The sequence below is a fragment of the Chitinophaga filiformis genome (assembly GCF_021646545.1).
Lineage (GTDB): Bacteria > Bacteroidota > Bacteroidia > Chitinophagales > Chitinophagaceae > Chitinophaga > Chitinophaga filiformis_A.
On record NZ_JAKIRP010000013.1, the window covers coordinates 31,580 to 53,163 of the forward strand.

Annotated in this window: 19 protein-coding genes; 12 read left to right on the forward strand and 7 right to left on the reverse strand. The window is 46.8% G+C overall.

Translation table 11 applies throughout. The features are described 5' to 3' along the window. Positions 1–8: 8 nt before the first annotated feature. Complete coding sequence (gene tsaD / locus L3C95_RS25470; RefSeq protein ID WP_236392096.1) at positions 9–1,019, reverse strand: tRNA (adenosine(37)-N6)-threonylcarbamoyltransferase complex transferase subunit TsaD; 1,011 nt, start codon at positions 1,017–1,019, stop codon at positions 9–11. 30 nt (positions 1,020–1,049) lie between these two features. Next, positions 1,050–2,264, reverse strand: a complete 1,215-nt coding sequence (locus L3C95_RS25475) for an ABC transporter permease (protein ID WP_236392097.1) — start codon at positions 2,262–2,264, stop codon at positions 1,050–1,052. A gap of 110 nt (positions 2,265–2,374) precedes the next feature. Between L3C95_RS25475 and L3C95_RS25480 the strand changes: the two genes are divergently transcribed. Further along, positions 2,375–3,958, forward strand: coding sequence for a peptide chain release factor 3 (locus tag L3C95_RS25480; RefSeq protein WP_236392099.1), 1,584 nt, complete (start codon positions 2,375–2,377; stop codon positions 3,956–3,958). Positions 3,959–4,522: 564 nt separating this feature from the next. On the opposite strand, the gene L3C95_RS25485 is transcribed toward L3C95_RS25480, so the two are convergent. The 4 genes from L3C95_RS25485 to L3C95_RS25500 all read right to left on the reverse strand — a co-directional run bounded on the left by L3C95_RS25485 (position 4,523) and on the right by L3C95_RS25500 (position 8,716). Then, positions 4,523–5,014 (reverse strand): hypothetical protein, encoded by a 492-nt coding sequence (locus L3C95_RS25485; RefSeq protein WP_236392101.1) that lies wholly within the window; start codon positions 5,012–5,014, stop codon positions 4,523–4,525. Beyond that, the gene (locus L3C95_RS25490; RefSeq protein ID WP_236392103.1) at positions 4,986–6,911 is read right to left on the reverse strand and encodes a menaquinone biosynthesis decarboxylase; all 1,926 of its coding nucleotides are present in this window, start codon (positions 6,909–6,911) and stop codon (positions 4,986–4,988) included. Before L3C95_RS25490 ends, L3C95_RS25485 begins: the two co-directional genes overlap by 29 nt. 235 nt (positions 6,912–7,146) lie before the next feature. Further along, positions 7,147–7,476: a hypothetical protein gene (locus L3C95_RS25495; protein ID WP_236392105.1), complete on the reverse strand. Its 330-nt coding sequence runs from the start codon at positions 7,474–7,476 to the stop codon at positions 7,147–7,149. A 328-nt stretch (positions 7,477–7,804) separates the two neighbouring features. Then, on the reverse strand, positions 7,805–8,716 hold the full coding sequence (locus L3C95_RS25500) for a DUF6089 family protein (RefSeq protein WP_236392107.1): 912 nt from the start codon (positions 8,714–8,716) through the stop codon (positions 7,805–7,807). Between the two features lie 382 nt (positions 8,717–9,098). Here L3C95_RS25500 and L3C95_RS25505 point away from each other — a divergent pair, with 382 nt between their 5' ends. The 7 genes from L3C95_RS25505 to L3C95_RS25535 all read left to right on the forward strand — a co-directional run bounded on the left by L3C95_RS25505 (position 9,099) and on the right by L3C95_RS25535 (position 15,293). Beyond that, entirely contained in the window at positions 9,099–10,025 is a 927-nt protein-coding gene (locus L3C95_RS25505; RefSeq protein WP_236392109.1) for a helix-turn-helix transcriptional regulator, read from the forward strand. A 56-nt stretch (positions 10,026–10,081) separates the two neighbouring features. Beyond that, complete coding sequence (locus L3C95_RS25510) at positions 10,082–11,188, forward strand: AI-2E family transporter (protein WP_236392111.1); 1,107 nt, start codon at positions 10,082–10,084, stop codon at positions 11,186–11,188. Positions 11,189–11,197: 9 nt separating this feature from the next. Further along, entirely contained in the window at positions 11,198–11,752 is a 555-nt protein-coding gene (locus L3C95_RS25515; protein ID WP_236392113.1) for a GNAT family N-acetyltransferase, read from the forward strand. Positions 11,753–11,879: 127 nt separating this feature from the next. Continuing rightward, positions 11,880–12,590 carry a hypothetical protein gene (locus L3C95_RS25520; RefSeq protein ID WP_236392115.1) on the forward strand — a complete coding sequence of 237 codons (711 nt, stop codon included), beginning with the start codon at positions 11,880–11,882 and terminating at the stop codon, positions 12,588–12,590. Between the two features lie 12 nt (positions 12,591–12,602). Further along, a complete protein-coding gene (locus tag L3C95_RS25525; protein WP_236392117.1) occupies positions 12,603–14,258 on the forward strand; it encodes a hypothetical protein in 1,656 nt (551 codons plus the stop codon). Between the two features lie 118 nt (positions 14,259–14,376). After that, entirely contained in the window at positions 14,377–14,868 is a 492-nt protein-coding gene (locus L3C95_RS25530) for a GNAT family N-acetyltransferase (RefSeq protein WP_236392119.1), read from the forward strand. A gap of 11 nt (positions 14,869–14,879) precedes the next feature. Next, positions 14,880–15,293 (forward strand): EamA family transporter, encoded by a 414-nt coding sequence (locus L3C95_RS25535; protein ID WP_236392121.1) that lies wholly within the window; start codon positions 14,880–14,882, stop codon positions 15,291–15,293. Between the two features lie 2,048 nt (positions 15,294–17,341). Here the strand turns inward: L3C95_RS25535 and L3C95_RS25540 are convergent. Continuing rightward, positions 17,342–18,004 (reverse strand): helix-turn-helix transcriptional regulator, encoded by a 663-nt coding sequence (locus L3C95_RS25540; RefSeq protein ID WP_236392123.1) that lies wholly within the window; start codon positions 18,002–18,004, stop codon positions 17,342–17,344. A 92-nt stretch (positions 18,005–18,096) separates the two neighbouring features. On the opposite strand from L3C95_RS25540, the gene L3C95_RS25545 reads away from it, so the two are divergent. The 4 genes from L3C95_RS25545 to sufC all read left to right on the forward strand — a co-directional run bounded on the left by L3C95_RS25545 (position 18,097) and on the right by sufC (position 21,581). Beyond that, positions 18,097–18,675 (forward strand): NADPH-dependent FMN reductase, encoded by a 579-nt coding sequence (locus L3C95_RS25545; protein ID WP_236392124.1) that lies wholly within the window; start codon positions 18,097–18,099, stop codon positions 18,673–18,675. A gap of 276 nt (positions 18,676–18,951) precedes the next feature. Then, complete coding sequence (locus tag L3C95_RS25550; RefSeq protein ID WP_236392126.1) at positions 18,952–19,281, forward strand: HesB/IscA family protein; 330 nt, start codon at positions 18,952–18,954, stop codon at positions 19,279–19,281. Positions 19,282–19,326: 45 nt separating this feature from the next. Continuing rightward, a complete protein-coding gene (sufB, locus tag L3C95_RS25555; RefSeq protein WP_236392127.1) occupies positions 19,327–20,772 on the forward strand; it encodes a Fe-S cluster assembly protein SufB in 1,446 nt (481 codons plus the stop codon). Between the two features lie 44 nt (positions 20,773–20,816). After that, on the forward strand, positions 20,817–21,581 hold the full coding sequence (gene sufC, locus L3C95_RS25560; protein WP_236392129.1) for a Fe-S cluster assembly ATPase SufC: 765 nt from the start codon (positions 20,817–20,819) through the stop codon (positions 21,579–21,581). Positions 21,582–21,584: the final 3 nt, after the last annotated feature.

Below are 21,584 nucleotides of genomic sequence, written 5' to 3' on the forward strand. Positions count from 1 at the left end.
CGTCCTTACTAATGATCAAAACCTGCCCTTGCTCCGGGTACAGCATCCAGTCCTACAAATTCTCCTGCCTGGTATTTATACCAGGCTGTTATTGCTATCATAGCCGCATTATCGGTACAGTATTCGAACTTCGGAATGTAAGTCTGCCAGCCGTACTTTTCGCCATATTGCTGTAAGGCTGTCCGCAGACCGGAATTAGCACTTACGCCTCCGGCGATGCCTATCTGCTTAATACCTGTTTCTTTGGAAGCCTTCGCCAGTTTGTTCATCAGGATGCTGACAATACGATGCTGAATGGAAGCGCAGATATCCGCCATATTATTCTCCGTAAACTGCGGATCTTTCTGCTGTTGTTCCTGCAGGAAGTAAAGGATAGACGTTTTTAATCCGCTGAAGCTAAAGTTCAAACCGGGGATCTGGGGCTCGGGAAACTTGAATCTGTCGGGATTTCCCTGACGGGCATATTTATCGATAAGCGGGCCCCCGGGATAAGGTAAGCCCAGTAATTTGGCGCTTTTGTCGAAGGCCTCTCCCGCCGCGTCGTCCAGTGTTTCACCGATGACTTTCATATTGAGAGGACCGTCACAGCGTACGATCTGGGTATGTCCGCCGGAAACGGTCAGACAAAGAAAAGGGAACGACGGTTTTTCTTTCCCGATAAAATTAGCCAGTACGTGCGCCTGCATATGGTGTACTGCAATCAGCGGAACATCCAGTGCTAGCGCCATAGATTTGGCGAAGCAACTGCCTACCAGCAGGGAGCCTATCAGGCCTGGCGCCTGTGTAAAGGCAATGGCATTCAGCTCCTCTTTGCGGACGCCTGCCGCTTTCAGGGCCTGGTCGACTACGGGGACAATATTTTCCTGGTGCGCACGGGATGCCAGTTCCGGCACTACACCACCATATTGCTCATGAATAGTTTGATTGGCAATAAAATTAGACAGGATCTCCCCATCGGCCAGCACGGAAGCGCTCGTTTCATCGCACGAAGACTCTATGGCCAGTATTTTTACAGACATGCCCGCAAAGGTAGGAAATTATAGCCTTTATCAGTTGCTCCTGATGGCTACAACCGGATCCAGTTTGGATGCGAGGTAAGCGGGAATAAATCCTGCTATCACCCCGACAATCGAAGAGATGGATAGTCCTAAGATAACGTTGCTTAAAGTGAGTGTGAATTCGAAGAAATCAAAGCTGTTAACGATGGCAGTGATGATGTATACGAAGAACAGCCCTAAGAATCCTCCCATGAGGCAAAGGATGATGGATTCCAGCAGGAACTCCATGAGGATCACTTTCTTACGGGCGCCTATGGCTTTTTTCAGTCCAATGATATTTGTACGCTCTTTCACCGTCACGAACATGATATTGGCAATTCCGAAACCACCTACTACCAGGGCGAAAAAGGCAATAAATCCTCCTCCCAGGTTTACCATGCCGAACATCTTATTGAGATCCCCGCTTACGGCAGTGATCTCATTCAGGGAGAAATCGTCCTCCTCTTTCGGTCTGAGGCGGTGCATGCTTCTCATTACTCCTCTCAGTTCATCCTTCAGTTGCAACAATGTAGCCCCCGGGGCAGCTTTTATGATAAGGAAAGGATCTGCGAAGCGGCGCTCATCCACAATGGTACGGCCATACAGGTATGGCACAACAACAGAGTTATCGTAGTTAATGCCGTCTACCAGGCTGGCGCCCTTCTTTTTCAGGGTGCCGATGACACGGCAGGGACGGCCGGCGATAGCGATCGTTTTTCCAAGGGCTTTTTCCGGGGTACCAAACAGTCCTTCCCATATATTAGCGCCAAGGATGGCCACATTCGCACCGTTTTCATTCTCCTTACCGGCAAAGAAACGGCCGCTGACAAACTTCATGGCCTGGATTTTCTCATAATCGCCACTTACGGCAAACAACTCGGTACCTTCCATGTAGTCGTCCTTATATTCCACCCGCTTACCATTGGAGGAAAAAGCGAAGGCAGACAGGCCAGCACTATGGACTTTCTCCTTAATCGGCCCTAGTTCCTGGTATTTGGGCAGCGGACGGTTCACAAATTTCCACCAGGGGAAATCAGGACCACCATCCCAGGGCCATTTCTGGATATAGATCACGTCGCTTCCCAGCGATTCCACCTCATTGCGGACGTTCTTTTCCAGGCTGTTGGTAGCGGTTAACACAGCGATGATACAGAATATACCAATGGTAATACCCAGGAGGGATAAGAAGGTGCGGAGTTTATTGACCCGCAGCTCGAGGATAGCCATTCTAAGGCTATTCCACAAAATTTTGATCGTGGCAATCATAGATACATGTAAATTAATGATTAACCATGACAATTCCGTACCTTTGCACACATTTTTGGTTATAAAGTAATATGAAGTACGCAAGCGAGATCAATAAAAGGAAGACATTTGCCATTATCGCCCACCCGGATGCCGGTAAAACAACCCTTACGGAGAAGTTCCTGCTTTTTGGCGGTGCTATTCAGACGGCCGGTGCTGTAAAGTCCAATAAGATCAAAAAACATACTACCTCCGACTTTATGGAGATAGAGCGGCAGCGTGGTATCTCCGTTGCTACTTCCGTAATGACTTTTGAGTACCGCGATATGCTGATCAACCTCCTGGATACGCCCGGTCACAAGGACTTTGCTGAGGACACCTACCGTACCTTAACGGCGGTGGACAGCGTAGTACTGGTGATTGACTGCGTAAAAGGGGTGGAAGAACAGACCGGCAAACTGATGGATGTATGCCGGATGCGTGATACTCCGGTAATCATATTTGTGAACAAACTGGACCGCGACGGTAAAAACCCGTTCGACCTGCTCGACGAGCTGGAAGAAAAACTTAATATACGCGTACGCCCACTGAGCTGGCCCATCAACATGGGTAAAGACTTCAAGGGTGTTTATAACCTGTACAATAAGAGCTTCGTATCATTTGCACCCAATAAAAAAGCTACTGACGATGATATCGTTGAACTGAGTGACCTGAGCAGCAGCTATATTGATCAGCATTTTAGTCCTCAGGACGCAGCCCAGCTACGTAACGACGTAGAACTCATCGAGGGCGTGTACGATCCTTTCGACAATAAAGAGTACCTGGAAGGTAAGATGGCTCCGGTATTCTTTGGTAGTGCGGTAAACAACTTTGGTGTGAAAGACCTGCTGGATACCTTCGTTGAAATCGCTCCTATTCCCCGCGACCGTGAATCCAGCACCCGTGAGGTAAAGGTCGGCGATGATAAGTTCAGCGGTTTTATCTTCAAGATACACGCCAACCTGGATCCCCGTCACCGTGACCGTATCGCCTTCCTGCGCGTATGTTCCGGCCGTTTCGAACGTAATAAATTTTACAAGCACGTACGCCTGGATAAAGATGTGCGTTTCAGCAACCCATATAGTTTCCTGGCACGTGAGAAGAATATTGTGGATGATGCTTATCCTGGTGATGTGGTAGGTCTGTTCGATACGGGTAACTTCAAAATCGGCGATACCCTCACCGAAGGTGAAAAATTCTATTTCACCGGCATCCCCAGCTTCTCTCCGGAGTTGTTTAAGGAGGTGGTGAACAAGGATCCGATGAAAACCAAACAGTTGGAAAAGGGATTACGTCAGCTGACGGACGAAGGTGTTGCCCAGCTGTTCACACAACACGGCGGTAACCGTAAGATCATCGGCTGTGTGGGTGACCTCCAGTTTGAAGTGATACAATACCGCCTGTTACAGGAATATGGCGCCTCCTGCCAGTTCAATACACTGCCTTTCTATAAAGCATGCTGGATCACAGGGGACAAACAGAAAGTAGAAGAGTTCATTCGTTTCAAACAGGCCAATATTGTGGAAGATAAAGACGGGCATCTCGTATATCTGGCACAGTCAGAGTGGTACCTGAACACAGAACGCGCGAACAACCCGGATATCCAGTTCCACTTTACATCAGAAATTCATAAATAAGAAAGCCGCATCCTGTGATCAGGCGCGGCGTATTTTAGAATTGTACGACCAACTCAAATCGAAGTACAATTGCAGACTGTCCTTATGTATGTAAAACAATAACGCAAAGCTATATCAGCTTTGCGTTACTCATTTATACAATCGGGAATTTGATTTACGCAATTGGGAATTCAAATTGATCGGGATGGGATCGTGTGGGTGATGCGTTCAACCCGGGTACGTCGGGATTATTCGTCGGCCCCGGGGTTTGCACGTCAACCCGGGGTTGACGTGCAAACCCCGCGCTACAAACACTGGACACCTAACGGAGTCCTATTGTGTTTTGTTAATGATGTTTATTCACGAGTTGCACATTGTCCTCGGGGTTATACGTTGTCCGTGGGATTACGCGTCCATCCGCGGGGGGCACCGTCGGCCCCGGGGTTGCACCCCGTGTTACAAACACGGGAATCCCAGCGGAGTCCTGTTATGTTTTGTTAATAACGTTTGTTCACGGCGTTTGCGCACCGTGCCATAAACATAGGCCGCGATATAGGCGGCCTATTGTGTTTTGATACAACGTTATTATCGCTTCGTGTATTGGAGGATGATCTCGCGGGTGGTTTTCTGTTCCTTGCCTTCAAAATGAGCGTCCATATGGCTTTCATCCTTCCAGCGATATACTATCTTCTGGGGATATGGGCTCTGCAGGTTCTCTGCAACAAAGCCAATGGGTTTCAGTACACGTACTTTGAATCTAACGGGCGCACCTGTCTGCTTATCTTTCACAGCTGCTATTGTAAAATAAATGGCGGTACTATCGCGGAACAGGAACATGTCATCCATTTTAGTGCTGTCATTCCCTTCAATGCGCATCGTTCTGCCCTTCCAGGTATTCTCATCCACTCTTTTCCATTTCTCGGCGTAGACACCCAAGCGGGTTTTCATTGTCCAGTAACCTTCCATGCGGTCGAGGTAATGAAAATCAGTCAGCTGTACCTGTGCGCTTGCTATATGGCAGGCGCACAGGCAACATATGATAAAGAGGCTATTGCGGAACCACTGCTTCTTCTCCATACATCTGGGATTTATATTTATGGGATGGAGAAGCTATGAATGGGCCAATGTTCAGCGATTGCCATTTTTCATCTACTATTTTGATGGTGGCATCATCTGCAACAATGATATTGGGCCAGTCACGTTCGAAATTGTCAAGCACGCGTGTTTTCAATGTTCCGTCCATACCTATGCCGGCACCGGTTTTGCCCGGATGTCCCGGTAATGGCGGACGCACCACGAAACTGTCACGGCGTGGATCGAGGTTATTACAGAAACGCCACAATGCGGACGGCAGATCATTGACGTCTACGGTATGTTCAACATACAACACCATCTTCACAGCCGTCATTTCCGGCAGGCAGTATAACTGTTCATTCAGTTCCTTGATATGTAAGGGGCGGGATTTCTGTACAGAGACAAGGATACAGGGGATATCCTCCTTCAGCAGGGAATCATTGATGCCTTTCACTTCCGGGAAACGCTTCAGGATTTCAGCTTTGTTAAAGGCATAATTGCTGGTAAGCTGCTCACCATTACCTTCTATCTCCTCTTCATATTTGCGGGTACCGTCAATACACATCTTACCACCGAAGCCCATTTTAGAGCAGGAGTGGTCCAGTACATCCATAGGGCCCTGACTGAAATAGATATCAGTAGCGGGATTGAGGTGTTTGAACATGTAGCGGGCCAGTTCTTTATAGTCCTGGATGTTCGTTCCCTCGTCTGCGACTGCCAGGATCTTGTTGAACATCATTTGTCCGGCGCCCCACATGGCATTCATTACTTTCTGCGCCTGTCCTGGATAGTCTTTTTTGATCTGGGCGATCACCAGGTTATGGAACACGCCTTCCACCGGCATTTCCATGTCGATGATCTCAGGCACCATGGTCATTTTGATCGGGGCCAGGAAGATCCTTTCAGTCGCCTTACCGATCCAGGCATCTTCCTGGGGAGGAATACCTACTATCGTGGAAGGATAAACTGCGTCTTTGCGGTGGGTGATGGCGGTCACGTGGAAGCGTGGATACCAGTCGGCCAGTGAATAATAACCTGTATGATCTCCGAACGGTCCTTCCCAGATCAGCTCTTCCTCCGGATCAACGTAGCCTTCTATTACAAAGTCTGCGTCAGCGGGAACTTCAATTTCCGGCTGTGTAATACATCTTACAAGTTCCACTTTCTGTTTCCGCAAGAAGCCAGCCAGCATGTATTCGTCCACATTTTCCGGCAGCGGAGCTGTAGCGGAGTAGGTATATGCCGGGTCGCCTCCCAATATTACCGCTACGGGCATGCGTTTCTTCAGTTTTTTATATTCCATGAAGTGCTTGGCGGACACTTTATGTTTGTGCCAGTGCATGCCTGTCATGGTTTTATCGAACACCTGCATGCGGTACATGCCTACGTTGCGGGTACCGGTATTCGGGTCTTTTGTATGAATTACGGGAAGTGTGATGAAGGGGCCGCCATCTTTCGGCCAGCATTGCATTACCGGCAGTTTGCTGAGGTCGGGTTCTGCCATGATCACCTCCTGGCAGGCCCCTTTGCCGCTCACGACTTTCGGCATCCAGGAAGCGAACTGTCCAAGCTTGGGAAGCATTGCCAGCTTATCCAGCAGGCCTTCTTTTGGTTTTGACAATAATTTCACCAGGGCCTCGATCTCATTCGCGACGTCATCCAGCTCGTTTACTCCCAGCGCCATGCACATGCGTTTATAGCTGCCCATAGAGTTGATCAGTACGGGAAAATCGTATCCGGTATTCTCGAACAGCAACGCTTTCCCTCCGTTGGGCGATTTGCTCACCCTGTCGGTGATCTCTGCTATTTCCAGCCTGGGATCCACATAAGTTTTAATCCTTATCAGCTCTCCTGCCTTTTCTAATGTATCTATAAAGTGTTTCAGGTGCTTATATGCCATATTTCTAATTGCGATAAATGCGAATGACGAATTACAATCGGTGCAAAGATACACACAATCATAATTCGTCATTCGTAATTCCGCTGGCCAGCTCAGACCGGAGGCTCGTCCGGTGCCGGGAAGTTTGTTTTCCCGGGCCACTGTTTTGTTTATCACGCAATTAGCTGCTTTCCTGCAGGAAACCGGTGCTGGCAAAAACGTATCTGATCACGCTTGCGGCCTATGGAATATTATCTTACAATCCGATCACAATAGGACCAGTAGCTATTACCACTTTAGGAGAGCGCTGATACACTACTCTTGGGCGTGGCGGTGGTGGCGGGGCAGGTACATATACTACCGGCGCAGGTTCCACATAGACAACCGGGGCTGGTGCGGGGCGGCAGCTATAATAAGCACCTCTGTAATCCCTGTTGCAATCATCCCAACGGCCATGATGTACTCTATAGTTCCGTCCGCGGCAATCGTCATAATCACGGTGATGGCCATGACCTCTTTTTCCCTGAGCTTGTGCACTGAGTATACCTCCCCCTATCAGCAGTAATAATAATACTATCTGTTTCATACTGTTGTCGTTTTGTTGTTGGAAAAAATAAAGATTGGAATAGTTCTCTCTGTTAAGAAATAATAATTTGATGATAAAGATGATGGTGTTCGCTTTGCTGTATTAAACGGTATTTTTTAATATATAGTATGTGTTTTCGGTTTCTGACAGTTGTTTTGTTCTGTCTGGCATGTAAAATTCAAGAAGTATGCCAAAAAATGGTTTTATGTTTCAGGTGACGGAGGATTAAGTAATCGGGCTGAGTATACGCCAGCAAAACAAGATGCCAACTCAAAACAAAAAAGGAGCGACAGACAATCCATCGCTCCTTCTCATTATACATAATAAATTAAAACCTGGGACAGTTAGATACTTTCTGCTTTCCCCAGCGATTAGGCCCATACCCGCCGCCACCGCCAAAACGATAGGCGAGCGTGAAACCGGTAAAGACGTACCAGTCATTATACTTGTCAGATCCACGTTTGGTGCCATCGGTCGGATATGTACCAGGCGTAACGTGCCCGCCGGTAACTTCATCACCGCGATAAGCATATTCTACAGATCTGGCGCCACGTGATCTTAATAATGTGTTCCTGTCAACATACGTAAGGCTCACATCGTCCAGGTAGTCGGTGAATGTTTTACGAAAACCAATTTCAAAGCCGGCGATCCAGTTGTCGGTAAGTAATATTTTGACACCGGCGCCAAATGGAATGGATATCTGACGGAGATTATACTGTTTGCGGGTTGGATATTGCGCCAGTCCCTGCCCTTCCGTACTGAGTGCGCGTAGTTTAATAGTGTTTCCCTGGGCGTCTTTCGTGGTCGGGTAAAAACTGAAGAGTGCTACACTTCCGAAAACATACGGTGTGATACGTTTCTCGTCCAGATCGAGGAAGTTGAACTCCGCTCCCAGCTGTGCCTCAAAGATCGGGGAACGGAAACTGAGATTACGTCTCAGGAGGAAGGTATCAGTGTTGGTGCTGTCAGCGCCGGCAATCCTGCCGTAAGTTAATCCCGCACGGAAAGTCAGATAACGGTTAACATCCCGCTTTACGAAAGCGCCGATGGAATACCGGGTATACTTCAGGTCTACCCTTTGCTGTACGAGGTCACCGCTATAGTTGGACGTACCAAGAAAACCACCTGCCTGCCAGTATTGGCTAAAGCCTTTAAATGGGGCACAGATCAATAAAATAACAACTACTCTTTTCCATACAGCACAAGGCAGGCTTCTTTTCAATAAATTCAGATTTGGCATCAATTAAGGGGATTGATTTAAAGATCATGTTTAGTCACCGGAGAAATGTCCGGAGTACTTCAGCAGGCATAAAGGGTAAACAGGGAAAGGGTCGCAATAATTATACTAACTATAACTCTAACGCCGGAAATAGATAAAAATTGTTAAATATTCGATAAAATGACGGTCGCAAATCTACGCACTTTTCCTTTCTTCTACACAAAATGTACTCAATTAAACGTTAGTTGTTAAAACGTTTTTTATTATCTACTACCAAAATCTTAAATTCGATACTATCACTTATTGAATTATCTAATATGTGAAATATTGACCAAGTAAAGCAGCGCAGAGAAAACGTCAGAAAAACCTTCGTAAACCGTTTAAACCTCCAAATGATCTAACTATGAATCACAACCCCGCGGCCCACGAAATGGAGCTAATGGCAATTAAAGCACTCTGTTTCGCAGACGACCATATATCTGAATCGTTTGAGATGAAGGATGTTTCGGAATGGCTTGGAATCTCCTACTCGTACTTCTATCACAGCTTTACCACCGTGACAGGTGAACCTTACTGGCAGTATGTTAAACGTCACCGCCTGGAACTATCAGCCGGCCTGCTCAGGCACAGTGGCTATAACATCAGTGAGATCGGCGACCGCACCGGTTATGCTACCGTTGCCGCCTATACTAAGGCATTCACCCAGTATTTCCACCGAAGCCCGCGTAGTTTCAGGAAGATCGACATTCTGCCAAACGAAAAGCGTACGCTCGAAATGGTCGACATGATCGTGCAGGCCTTCGATAAAAAGGGGCACGCTATTACGCCTTTGTTCAGTTTCGAAATGACAGAGACAGACCATCTGCCAGACAGCACACTGTTTTATACCCTGCTGTCCCGTGGTCAGGATCCTATCGCCCAGATGATCATGAAGATGACCAGGGAGGAACAACGTATGCGGAATATCATTTCAGCCCTGAACCTGCCCAATGCAAAAGTCATTACCAGCACACTGGATTCGGTGCCTGTAACTGATTACGAAAAAATGAGCATGTACGCCGGCATCCTCATTCCCAATAAGGAAATTACCCCATTATTCATGCAAATGGCGGTTGCGGAGAAACTAATGACCAAACGGATTCCGGGAGGACATTATATCACCCTGCCCGTACCGACGGATTTTGCGACAGCAGGCATCCCGATGTACGAGTTCATAGACAGATATGTGAAAGAAGGTGTATTTAAAATGAGTGGTACCCACTTCTTCATATCATTAGTAGCTCCTAACTCCTGTGTCATCTATATTCCACATCTCAAGCAGTTGTTGTAATTCCCATTCTCCTTTTCCCTCTTTAAAATCTATATTTGAGGGAAATACGACTGTCCATGAACGAAGTGAAGCTGCCATTCAACGCGAGGCTGGCATTTACCCTACTGTGTATCATACTGATCATATATATTGCCCGCGTGGGCCATACCCTGATCATCCCTCTTGCTTTTGCCATGTTGGTAGCTATTATGCTGCTACCAATTGCCAGTCAGCTGGAAAAATGGCGTTTTTCAAGGGGAACGGCCGCTTTTATAGTAGTGCTGCTTTTTGTAACCTTCCTGCTAGGCGTGTTAATGTTATTAGGCACACAAATGGGTGCTTTCGTGGCAGATTTCCCGCACCTGCAGCAGCAATTACTACAGCAGCTGAATTCGTTACAATCATGGGTAAACGTCAGATTCCATATTGATTCCACACAGCAGATGGATTATCTGGAACAGATGGCGATGGGCACGCTGGGCACAGCTACATCCTTTGTCAGCAGTACCCTGCTCTCCCTTTCCTCCCTCCTGGTTTTCATCATCTTTGTGCTATTATATTCCTTCTTCCTTCTGCTTTACCGCTCTCTCATTATAACATTTCTCATAAAGTTATTCCGGGGAAAGCACCAGGACAAACTCCTCAATGTAGTTGTGCAAACCCGGTACATCATCAAAGGCTATGTGACCGGTTTGATGATAGAAACGATCGTCGTGGCTATTGTAAACTGTACCATGTTCTGGATACTGGGCATTAAATACGCTACCCTGCTGGGTATTATGGCGGCGCTCTTCAATCTCATTCCTTACCTGGGTATATATATTGCTACCGTCATCTGTATGGTGCTGACGTTGACCAACAGTTCTCTGGCCACCACTATACAGGTAGGCAGCGGCCTGCTGATCGTGCATTTCCTGGACAGTAACATCCTCCTGCCCCGCATTATGGGCTCTAAAGTGAAGATCAATGCCCTGGTTACCATCCTGGGAGTCGTGTTTGGTAATCTCATATGGGGCGTTCCCGGTATGTTCCTCGCTATTCCTTTTATTGCCATCCTCAAAATCATTTTCGAACATATAGAATATATGGAGCCCTGGGCTATTCTGCTGGGCGATGTAACAATGAAAGGAAAGAAGAAGCCGGTAGTCCAAAAAGGACCGGAGCCGGATCCTGTCAGTGAATAAACCGTAAAGATGGAAATACCCACGCTTAGTACCGGTAACATCAGCCTGCGGGCCATTGATGAAAGAGATATTGCTGCGCTATTCAGCCTGTTCTCTCACGAGAAAGTAGTGCGTTTCATGGACATTGGACGTTTTGTCAATGTCTCAGAAGCGGCACAACTGATCGCTTTCTTTCGTGATAAACTGGCCAGTGGAGAAGGCATGCGTTGGGCCATAACCATCAACGGGCATAATGAACTGATCGGTACCTGTGGCTTTCATCATATCAACAGGATACATTATAAAATGGAGCTGGGATATGACCTCTTGCCCTCCTACTGGGGCAAAGGTATTATGACCAACAGCATACACCGCCTTATGCAATATGGATTTGAGGACTTACAGATGAACAGGATCGAAGCGTTTGTCGATCCTGCTAATATCCATTCCCGTCAATTGCTTGAGAGACTGGGTTTCGAACGTGAAGGAAAGGTAAGGCAGGCGTTCTTTCAGAAGGGAAAGTTTGTGGATGCGTTTATTTACAGCCTGTTGCAGAGAGATTACAGGTATGATATGCAATTTTGACTAGAATTACTCTTCCCCTAATAAAAAAAAGACAAAATACTATACTAATCAGCCCGATAATCATATAATTTATTATAATATCTGAACTGAGCATTATCTTCGCCCATCCTTATACCTAATATATAATATGCAGATTCGCAGTATTCTTTTAGCATTGTTATGCGTAACATCTTCATTGGTTCAGGCGCAAACCGATTCATCAGCCGCCAGGAATACTTCCTTCAAGTCCAAAAAAGCGGTCAATTCTACTAAGTTGGAACTCGTGTATCAAAAAGAGACGATCAAAACTACAGGAGCAAGTTATGACGGCGCAGGCTTCCGTATGACCGGAGCAAATCCCAATCTGCCGGCGTACCGGGCACCTACCTACTCGACTGTGAACGTACCTTATATTCGTATTAATGACGGCGAGCTCAGACGGTTGGACAATCGTGCCAATATACTCAGGTCTTATTATGCGAAAGCGCCGATGGCAACTGAACAGTTAACACTAATGGACCAACAGCGGAGACGTGGAGCAATTCAGGGCTGGCCATTAGTAGGCATTGGTATAGTTGCCAGTGGAGTTGGCATATACTCTGCTGTCACCAAAAGCAGTGATGAGGACTTAAATTACTCAACATCTTTAGTGCAAGGCCTCATACGTATAGTGCCCGGTCTGGTCATTGCATATGCCGGATATGCCCTTAATCGTTACCACAACGAAAAAGCAAAAAAGCACCTGGAGCAATCCCTGGAGATCTACAATAAGCGATACTATAAACCAATAAAAGCCGACAGCACAGTTAAAAAGGCTGTGAATGCCGATAGTTCGGCACTGGCACCTGTTAACCAATAACTAATCATTCAAATGAAAAAAATTTTACAACTCATTATACTGTTGTTTTCATTTCAACAGTTAGCATCCGCACAATTTAAGGTATTAGCTGAAGGTCCTGCCTTCAATGAGCCTGAAGAAGGATTTGGCAGATTATTATTGCTAAAAAACGGTGGTACCGTACTGACGCATATTCACCGCGAACAGAAAGAGGGCATTGAAGTACAGATCTACAACAAGGAGCACGTACAAACGGCAATAAAACATATCGTGGCCCGACCTGGCGGAAATTATGATCATGAATCCGTCAACAATATCTTTGAGATCAATGGAGATCTCACCATTCTCATTACAGCACTTATAGAAAAGAAACCTACGCTGTTCCGCATGATCGTTAATGCTACTACCGGTGAACTGACAAAAATGGAGAAGATCGCTGAGGCAGGGAAACAGAAGATCGATAGGAATCATCCACTGCGTAACCCTTTCCTGGTCCGTAAAGACCCGCTGAACGACTATTATGCTGTGGCTATTTCCCACGACAAAGATGAAACCTGGAGTGATGAGCGGATCGAAGTAGTACTCTATAATAGCCGGCATGCGGAGATCAGCAGGGCACGTTATGCTGCCGCTGATAATAAATACAGCCTACTGCAATTACATGATCTTGTAGTTTACAACGGGGGAACCGTCGGCCTGCTTGGCTACGGAGATTATCATAATGATGCAACAAATCGTAGGGAAGGCCATCTTGTGCTGATGAAACTGGAAAAAAATGAACATACATTAATGCTCACAGAACCTGGTATCATGAAAGGCCACCAGATCGACGGAGGTATTATCCGCCATAATCCTGTCACCGGAAAATTGATCCTGCTCGGTTGTGCCTTAGTCAATGACGAGCCCGCCCCCAAAACGAAAAAGAAAGCCGGAGAACTGGAAGTGATACGTAAGCAATACCTTGCCTTCGCTGCATTTGCGAATCCCACCGCCATGAACATTGAAAAGACATTTGATGTCTTTCCCACAGAAGCTAGTGAAAGAAGCAAAAAGCTATACAAATGCAACTGCCACTATCATGGTATGCCACAAAATCTCTTCCTTAATGCCGACGGGGGATTTTCGATTGTGTATGAGGACCTATTCGCTGAACATTATATCGCACCAAAGGTAGGTACTGCGAATCAAATGGGTGATCTAAATGAGGTAATGCTGAGAGATGTTGCCGTATCAACTTTCGACAGGGATGGCGTTATAAAAACATCTACCCTCATTCCTAAAGAACACCGCCTGGAGCCTTCCTGGCTTGAAAATTTCTATCACTCCAGAAGGGACAATACCGGCAATGAGCTGTTAGGAGGCCTTCAATTCAAATCATTCAGTTATCTCAATTCCGGTAATAAAAATTACATCCTACTGAACGATACAGAACGTAATATAGATGAACTGAAGGTCGGCAAAAAAATCCCTATTATCGGAGTAGGCAAATGTGACGCCTTCTATTACCCTGTAGATGGCAAGAATACCCTCCCTGATCGGCAGTATCTATTTGAAAACGAAAAAAGGAACTATAAACTCGCTGCTTTTACCATTTCAGATTACGATCAGGTAAATAATATATACGTTACCATGCAGATCGAGACAAAAACAAGAGGAAAAAATACAAAGATCATCTGGTTACGGCCTTAAGAGGCATTACATAACAAGCAGGAGGCCGCTTATATTTGGAGCAGGCCTCCTGTTGATTTTATACCCTCTTTATGCCCGCTTTTTATTACGTTTGCCTTCTAACCTTCATTACAACATAATGACTTACCGGAACGCAACACTGGAAGACCTGCCAGAAATCGTCGCTATTTACAACACAACTATTGCGGGCCGTATGGTGACCGCTGATACTGAACCCGTTACCGTTGAAAGCCGTATGCCCTGGTTCAATGTACATTCTCCCGAGAAGCGTCCTTTATGGATGGTCGAAGACAATGGCGTCACTGTAGGATGGGCCAGTTTCCAGTCTTTCTATGGCCGGCCGGCGTATGACGGCACATGCGAGATCAGTATTTACCTGCATGAAGACCAGCGTGGCAAGGGATATGGCAAGACAATTTTACGTTATGCCATGGAACAATGTCCGTCGCTTGGCGTGCATACCCTGCTGGGCTTCATCTTTGCACACAATCTTCCCAGCCTGCGTTTGTTCGAACAACTGGGATTCAAAGAATGGGCGCACCTGCCTAATATCGCCGTGCTGGACGGTGTGGAAAGAAGTCTGAACATTCTTGGAAAACGGGTTGACTAATACACTTTATTATGTGGTGGATATACGCTTTACTCTCTGCTTTATTCGCTTCCCTAACGGCCATCTTTGCCAAGGTCGGGGTATCGGGAGTGAATTCCGACCTGGCGACGGCTATCCGGACCATTATTATATTAATCATGGCCTGGGGCATTGTATTTTTCCGGGGCGAGGGTAAAGGCCTCCAGCACCTTTCTAAGTTCAGCCTGATCTTTCTGATCTTGTCAGGGATGGCTACCGGCTTGTCCTGGATCTTTTACTTTAAAGCATTACAGATGGGTAAGGTCTCGCAGGTGGCTCCGGTCGACAAACTGAGTGTTGCACTGACTATCCTACTATCCGTCGTATTTCTGCATGAGGCCTTGACAATCAAAACTGCGATTGGTGCAATACTGATCATTTCCGGGACATTGGTGCTGATTTTGTAACAGTTGACAGGGTCAATCACTCAAAGTTGCCGGCAGAGTGTGCTTAGTTTACTTTTATAATAAAATGCTGATTATAAGTCAATTGCAGATAGTTGACACAATCAAAAATTCAACTCTTCACTACAAATCCGTAGCGCGTTGTATTACCGCTACGGATTTTTTTCTTCGGTAAAGCTCTCTGGCTTCGTTACTTTTTACATCGTTCCTGTTTTCCGCTGTGTTCAATCATTCCCCGTCTTGATTTCGATATCTCCATATCGCTTCACCGTCGTCTGGATATCACTTTACCGTCATTTGTATATCGGTTCGATATAGAGATGACGGTGAAATGATATGGAAATGTTGATAAAGCGATATGGAAGTGATGGTGAAGTGATGTGGAAGTATCGAGATCATTTCAGTACCAGAGTGGATTAAGAAGGAAAAAGGGGACGAGTCAGTATCAAAGTCGAACATGAATGATTGCAGATTGCGGTTCACGCTAACTAGCTCAGTTTCAATATGGGGTCGGCGCCTCTCCGGCAGCGGATGATCTTTATTGTCGATTATTCACGCTAAGTAGCTCGGTTTCAGTATGGGATGGGGTCGGCGCCTCTTTGGCAGCGGATGATCTTTATTGTTGATTCATTCACGCTAGGTAGCTCGGTTTCAGTATGGGATGACGGTCGGCGCCTCTCTGGCAGCGGATGATCTTTATTGTCGATTATTCACGCTAAGTAGCTCGGTTTCAGTATGGGATGACGGTCGGCGCCTCTCCGGATGGCTATTGAGCATTGTCAAGCGAATGGAAGTTGCAATACAGATTTGGCAGCATCGGTCGTGTCACCGGAGAGCCGAAGGCCCGTCATTCCCATCTGAAACCGCTGCTACTTCCGCTCTCCCAATGATGAATTTAAGGTTCCTGTTTTACAGACCTCTATTTTCTGGCGACAATTCGTCTATGCGGTTTTAGAAGATCAATACAGTGAAGCCTTTTTCAATAGGAACGAATCTGTAGTGATGGTTTACCGGGTTATTAAATGTTCTGGCCGGTGCGAAGAGCTTATTTTGTTGGTTTAAAGAGCGTTAGGAGAATTAAGATTCTCATTCAACATGAACTTCACCTTCTAGTTTCTTGATTTTCAATTGAATAAATTAATGACTTGAAATTTTTCTTTTTTAACAAGTGTACTGTTGCCCTTTTTTCGCTAGTCAATCAATGCGGGGAACTCATGCGTTTACTATGCTCTTGCTATGCCTTAGGGTGAGTTGTAACCTATCCGGAGTTGGCCTCCCGGTTACCCGACAGGTGTTGAGCCTGTTGTCTTGATTAATGCAGCGGATTGCCGCCTTTACCTATGCTTCTACCATGTGCCTTGCTATGCCCTTACCATACCCTTACCATACCTTTACCATACCTTTACCATGCCTTTACCATGCCTTTGAGGTGGACTTATAACGTCATGACCGGGTCGACACACAGGTTACAAACGCACTGTCAGCCAGGCAGCATGATTAAATGCAGCGAATTTCATGTCTTAGTTATGACTTATGACAGGAACATCGTCCTTATAATGGGGGACGCAGACATTATCGTGGGGAGAGCGGAAGTAGCAGCGGTTTCAGATGGGAATGGCGGGCCTTCGGCTCTCTGGCCTGTGACTGACGCAGCTAAATCAGTGTTCCAATGCCCATCCGATTGACAAGGCTACATAGCCTTCCGCTGCCAGAGAGGCGCCGACCGACATCCCATACTGAAACCGGGCTACTTAGCGTGAATAATGAAAATTTGTATTGCCCCCCGAAGGGAAACAGTGCCCTGCGCTTAATAGCCGTCCAGAGCCCCCTGCGCACCATCCGATTGACAAAGCTACATAGCCTTCCGCTGCCAGAGACGCGCCGACCGCCATCCCCTACTGAAACCGGGCTACTTAGCGTGAGTGAATAATGAAATTGTATGAGCGCCCGGACAAAGAAGCATCCACCGCTTAATGAGACAGTACCGAGTGAAACAAAAAAAGGTGTATCGAATAAGATACACCTCCTAAAATATATTCACTTACTACCCCTTATCTACTGGTAATCAACTCCTTCACCTTCTTTATCTCATACACACAACGCCTGTCTCCCGCGATAATATGATCCACCCGCTTCACCTCCGCTTCATCTCCCATAATAGCCTGAAAAGTCTTCAGTTCGGAAGCGCAGATATTTGCGCACTGCGTAGCAGCACAGCAGATAGGACAGTGGTTCTCTATGAATATGAAACCGTCCCCTTCTTCCCGCCATTCAGCCAGGTAACCTTCAGATGTGCGAATAGTGGCGAACTGCGCCAGTCTTTCGCCCAGGTCGGTAATACCTGTCAGTTTACTCATATATTTCTCCTGCTGCTGGAACTCCCGGGCAGCTACTACCTTTTCGAGTGCAGCTTCCCCCAGTTCCTGGCGGATGGTTTCTATTAATTGCAGTGTCAGCTCCACATGCGTATCCGGAAAGTGAGCGTGGCCCAGCGGTGTAAGGTCCCAGATTTGAACAGGCCGGCCTACTCCTCTGGATGTTGTAGCCGACACCACAAGCCCTTCCTCTGCCAGCTTCAACAGCTGCAGGCGGGCGCCCTCTCCTGTCATACGTAATGCGGCTGCCAGCATAGCGGCCGATTGAGGCCCCTTCGTCTTCAGTAACTGCAGAAATTTGTCGGCAGTCGCTTTTGTGATGGGTCTATAATTTTCCAAGTTATTACTTGTTTTATTCTCAAATGTCGTAATTTTGTAGGAGTTAAAAAAATTTGTTGCCAGAACAACAGCTTAAAACAGAGGAATAATAAATGAACGTATTGATCTTCAACGGCACAATGGACAGTAGCCCCTATACCACTGCTAACCAGTTGACGGGCTATTTCGAAGAACAGTTCCGGCAAAAGGGATTTTCTACGGAGGTGTTCAGCCCTGTTGACGGCCATATTCCGTTCTTTGCATATCCTAAGGGAGACATGCCCGATTCTGTTAAACATATGTGTGAGGTCTTCCTGAAAGCGGATGTACACGTATGGCTCACCCCTCTTTATCACGGGAGCATGACAGGTGTCATGAAGAATACGCTGGACTGGCTGGAAATGACCAGCAAGCTCAGTAATCCTTATTTAACGGGAAAGGTTGTAGCTTTGGTATGCTGGGGAGACGGCTCCCAGGCCATGCAGGGGATCAACGCAATGGATTCGGTAGCCAAAGCCCTCCGGGCATGGGTACTGCCGTTTTCAGTGCCGATCATGAAAGAACATTTATATGATGCTGAAACTAAAACATTTACAACATCATATAAAAATAAATTCGATAGGATGATCTCCCTGCTGGGAGACTCCAGGATCGGAGATAAAAAACCGGTGACAAAAACCGGTAATCTCTGAGCACCAGAAAAGTTGGAGAAGACCGGTGACAAGCACCAGTAGTCTCCCGCCAACAGATCAGAGATCAGAGAAGGGGCCAAACACCCTGACCAACAAACAGCGTTGGAGAAGACTGGTAACAAGCGCCAGTAATCTCCCGCCAACAGATCAGGGACCAGAGAGGCCGGAACGCTCTGACCGGCAGAAAAGATCGGAAGAATACCGATGATAAACATCGCCAACAATTTCCGGTCAATTAATAATACTAAGGTGAAATCTGTATAAAAGGAAGCAATTATGATAACAGTATCAGAAAAAGCAGGCGAATATATAAAGGCGCTTATGGTCAAGGAGAATCACGCTCCCGGCACCTTCGTACGCGTTGGCGTAAAAGGCGGCGGTTGCTCAGGACTGGAATATGTGTTGAAATTTGAAGCGGACAGCCAGCAGGATGGAGACCAGACCTTCGAAGATAAAGGTGTAAAGATCGTGGTGCAGATGAAAAGCCTCCTGTACCTGTACGGCACTGAGCTGGACTATTCAGATGGTCTCAATGGTAAGGGGCTTTACTTTAACAACCCTAACGCTACCCGTACCTGTAGCTGTGGGGAAAGCTTCGCGGTATAATCCTTTATTACCCCGGGCTTCTGCATTACTTAATTAACTCGGAAAATGAGAAACAGCAACGAAATAATAGATGACATAGCCAACCGGGAATACGAGTTTGGCTTTACTACCGACATCGAGATGGATATGGCACCGGTGGGTCTCAATGAAGACACCATCCGCTTTATCTCTGCTAAAAAGGAAGAACCGCAATGGATGCTGGAATGGCGCCTGAAAGGCTTCCAGGCCTTTAAAAAGATGCAGTTCCCTAAATGGCAGCACTTTGAAATGCCTGAACTGGACCTTCAGAAGCTTTCTTACTATGCTGCACCTAAGAAAAAGAAACAACTCAACAGCCTGGATGAAGTAGATCCTGAGCTGCTGGCTACTTTCGAAAAGCTGGGTATTCCCATCAACGAACAGAAAGCACTGGCCGGCGTTGCTGTAGACGTTGTTTTTGACAGCGTTTCCGTTGCCACTACTTTCAAGGAAAAACTAAACGAACTGGGCATCATCTTCTGCTCATTCGGTGAAGCAGTAAGGACCCATCCCGACCTGGTAAAGAAATACCTGGGTACAGTAGTACCTCACTCCGATAACATATTTGCCGCCCTGAATGCTGCGGTATTCTCCGACGGCTCTTTCGTATACATTCCGAAAGGCGTGCGCTGCCCGATGGAACTGAGCACTTACTTCCGTATCAATGCGGAAAATACCGGTCAGTTCGAGCGTACCCTGATCATCGCCGACAACGATTCTTACGTAAGCTACCTGGAAGGTTGTACAGCTCCGAAACGTGATGAGAACCAGCTGCACGCAGCAGTGGTGGAACTGATCGCGATGGACCACGCAGAGATCAAATACTCTACCGTACAGAACTGGTATCCCGGCGATAAAGACGGTAACGGCGGTATCTACAACTTCGTGACTAAACGTGGTATCTGCAAAGGAAACAGCAGCAAGATCTCCTGGACACAGGTTGAAACCGGCTCCGCTATCACCTGGAAATATCCAAGCGTGATCCTGCAGGGCGACGATGCCGAGGGTGAATTCTACTCAGTAGCCGTAACCCGTAACAAGCAGATCGCTGACACCGGTACCAAGATCTACCACCTGGGCCGTAACACCCGCAGCCGTATCATTTCAAAAGGTATTTCTGCAGGTCACAGTGACAATACTTACCGTGGTCTTGTACAGGTTGGTCCACGTGCCGCCAACGCACGTAACTTTACACAGTGTGACTCCCTGCTGATCGGCGATCGCTGCGGTGCACACACCTTCCCTTACATCGAATCGAGGAACAGTACTGCTACAGTAGAACACGAAGCAACTACTTCCAAGATCGGGGAAGACCAGATCTTCTATCTGAACCAGCGTGGTATAGATACAGAAAAAGCGGTAGCACTGATCGTAAATGGTTATGCACAGGAAGTGCTGAACCAGCTCCCGATGGAGTTTGCGGTGGAAGCCCGTAAACTGCTTTCTATCACACTGGAAGGAAGCGTAGGATAATAAAACAATTTACAAAGCAAAAAACAACAGAGAAACATACAATCATGCTGACGATTAAAAATCTGCACGCAGAAGTAGACGGTAAACAAATCCTGAAAGGCATAAACCTGGAAATCAGGAAAGGCGAAATGCATGCTATCATGGGCCCTAACGGCTCAGGAAAAAGCTCACTGTCTTCTGTGTTGGCGGGTCGTGAAAATTATACTGTAACACAGGGTGAAGTGATCTTCGAAGGTAAAAATCTGCTGGACATGTCTCCGGAAGACCGTGCACGCGAAGGCCTCTTCATGGCGTTCCAGTATCCCGTTGAAATTCCGGGTGTATCCAACCTGCATTTCCTCAAGACTGCATTAAACGAGATCAGGGCTTACCATAATCTGCCTGCGCTGGAATCCAAAGAGTTCCTGAAGCTGACCAAAGAAAAACAGCAGCTGGTAGATTTTAATGCCAACCTGATGAACCGTTCTCTGAACGAAGGTTTCTCCGGCGGTGAGAAAAAGAGGAATGAAGTGTTCCAGCTGGCTATGCTTGATCCGAAATTAGCCATCCTGGATGAAACAGATTCCGGCCTGGATATTGACGCCCTCCGCATTGTGGCTGCCGGCGTGAATAAGTTGCGCAGTGCAGATAAGGCTTTTATGGTTATTACCCACTACCAGCGTTTGCTGGAATACATCGTGCCTGATTTCGTGCACGTGCTGTACAATGGTCAGATCGTTAAGACTGGCACCAAAGAACTGGCACTGGAACTGGAAGAAAAGGGCTACGACTGGCTGAAAGAAGAGGTACACCAGAAAGAATCTGTATAACGC

Excerpts from the sequence above, each read along its gene's own strand:
- tsaD (WP_236392096.1), bottom strand. The coding sequence starts at position 1,019 with ATGTCTGTAAAAATACTGGCCATAGAGTCTTCGTGCGATGAAACGAGC.
- L3C95_RS25475 (WP_236392097.1), bottom strand. The coding sequence starts at position 2,264 with ATGGCTATCCTCGAGCTGCGGGTCAATAAACTCCGCACCTTCTTATCC.
- L3C95_RS25480 (WP_236392099.1), top strand. The coding sequence starts at position 2,375 with ATGAAGTACGCAAGCGAGATCAATAAAAGGAAGACATTTGCCATTATC.
- L3C95_RS25485 (WP_236392101.1), bottom strand. The coding sequence starts at position 5,014 with ATGGAGAAGAAGCAGTGGTTCCGCAATAGCCTCTTTATCATATGTTGC.
- L3C95_RS25490 (WP_236392103.1), bottom strand. The coding sequence starts at position 6,911 with ATGGCATATAAGCACCTGAAACACTTTATAGATACATTAGAAAAGGCA.
- L3C95_RS25495 (WP_236392105.1), bottom strand. The coding sequence starts at position 7,476 with ATGAAACAGATAGTATTATTATTACTGCTGATAGGGGGAGGTATACTC.
- L3C95_RS25500 (WP_236392107.1), bottom strand. The coding sequence starts at position 8,716 with ATGCCAAATCTGAATTTATTGAAAAGAAGCCTGCCTTGTGCTGTATGG.
- L3C95_RS25505 (WP_236392109.1), top strand. The coding sequence starts at position 9,099 with ATGAATCACAACCCCGCGGCCCACGAAATGGAGCTAATGGCAATTAAA.
- L3C95_RS25510 (WP_236392111.1), top strand. The coding sequence starts at position 10,082 with ATGAACGAAGTGAAGCTGCCATTCAACGCGAGGCTGGCATTTACCCTA.
- L3C95_RS25515 (WP_236392113.1), top strand. The coding sequence starts at position 11,198 with ATGGAAATACCCACGCTTAGTACCGGTAACATCAGCCTGCGGGCCATT.
- L3C95_RS25520 (WP_236392115.1), top strand. The coding sequence starts at position 11,880 with ATGCAGATTCGCAGTATTCTTTTAGCATTGTTATGCGTAACATCTTCA.
- L3C95_RS25525 (WP_236392117.1), top strand. The coding sequence starts at position 12,603 with ATGAAAAAAATTTTACAACTCATTATACTGTTGTTTTCATTTCAACAG.
- L3C95_RS25530 (WP_236392119.1), top strand. The coding sequence starts at position 14,377 with ATGACTTACCGGAACGCAACACTGGAAGACCTGCCAGAAATCGTCGCT.
- L3C95_RS25535 (WP_236392121.1), top strand. The coding sequence starts at position 14,880 with ATGTGGTGGATATACGCTTTACTCTCTGCTTTATTCGCTTCCCTAACG.
- L3C95_RS25545 (WP_236392124.1), top strand. The coding sequence starts at position 18,097 with ATGAACGTATTGATCTTCAACGGCACAATGGACAGTAGCCCCTATACC.
- L3C95_RS25550 (WP_236392126.1), top strand. The coding sequence starts at position 18,952 with ATGATAACAGTATCAGAAAAAGCAGGCGAATATATAAAGGCGCTTATG.
- sufB (WP_236392127.1), top strand. The coding sequence starts at position 19,327 with ATGAGAAACAGCAACGAAATAATAGATGACATAGCCAACCGGGAATAC.
- sufC (WP_236392129.1), top strand. The coding sequence starts at position 20,817 with ATGCTGACGATTAAAAATCTGCACGCAGAAGTAGACGGTAAACAAATC.